Genomic DNA, 725 nt, shown 5'->3' with positions numbered 1-725 from the left:
CCCGCCGGAACCGGACTTTGGGAGACATATTCTTTTATCTATTTAAACAACCAGCTTAAGGCAAAGTTGACGGTACACAGGACGTTTTGTCCTGAACCAGAGCCTGACGCCCTCTTTTGCATACGAGAGTATGCCAAAGATGCCTTTTGCCAGCCGGTAATAGCAGAAATATATTTTTTCCTTTATTGGATCTGCTTTTTGTATAATGGAAACCTTAAGGGCATTCGTTTCCGGCTTCATGGATATATGTGCCAGAAAAGCCATGCATAAGGTGATATAAAAATTTAACGCATTAATAGCAGACAGCTTTCGTACTCGAAAGTTTTCAAACTGAAACATCTGCTTTTTACAACGGAAATACTCTTCGATTTTCCATCTGGAAAAGTAATACTTTGCAACAGCAATCACATCCTCTTTGGATTTGATCTCTTTGTTTGTTGCAAGCATTATTGGATGCTCCGTTATACCATAAACAAGCACCAGATAAATGTCTTTTTTAGAGGCAGTTATCTGAACCTTTACATGAGACAGATAGGCTTCATGGTTTTTGCCTTTGTAATATAGTGGCATGCGAACTTTTCCTTTTCTTCGGTTCCTGAGTTCTGTAGCCATAACCCATTTATTGTGATAAAAAAGCTTACGGTTGGATTTCAGGCGGATGACGTAATCCTGCTTAAGTGCATCGAGCTTTAGGAACATCTTGTTATCATCGTAACCACGATCCA

At 39.6% G+C, this 725-nt stretch carries 1 protein-coding gene; it reads right to left on the bottom strand.

Translation table 11 applies throughout. The annotated features are described in order from the left end of the window. Nucleotides 1-42 precede the first annotated feature (42 nt). Nucleotides 43-725, bottom strand: a 683-nt coding sequence (locus ASU35_RS18600; protein ID WP_172794609.1) for a transposase, incomplete at its 5' end; no start/stop codon positions are given.

This window comes from Acetivibrio ethanolgignens, assembly GCF_001461035.1.
GTDB lineage: Bacteria > Bacillota > Clostridia > Lachnospirales > Lachnospiraceae > Velocimicrobium > Velocimicrobium ethanolgignens.
The sequence above is the reverse complement of the archived record's forward strand: the minus strand, read 5'-3'. Positions and strand labels throughout refer to the sequence as shown.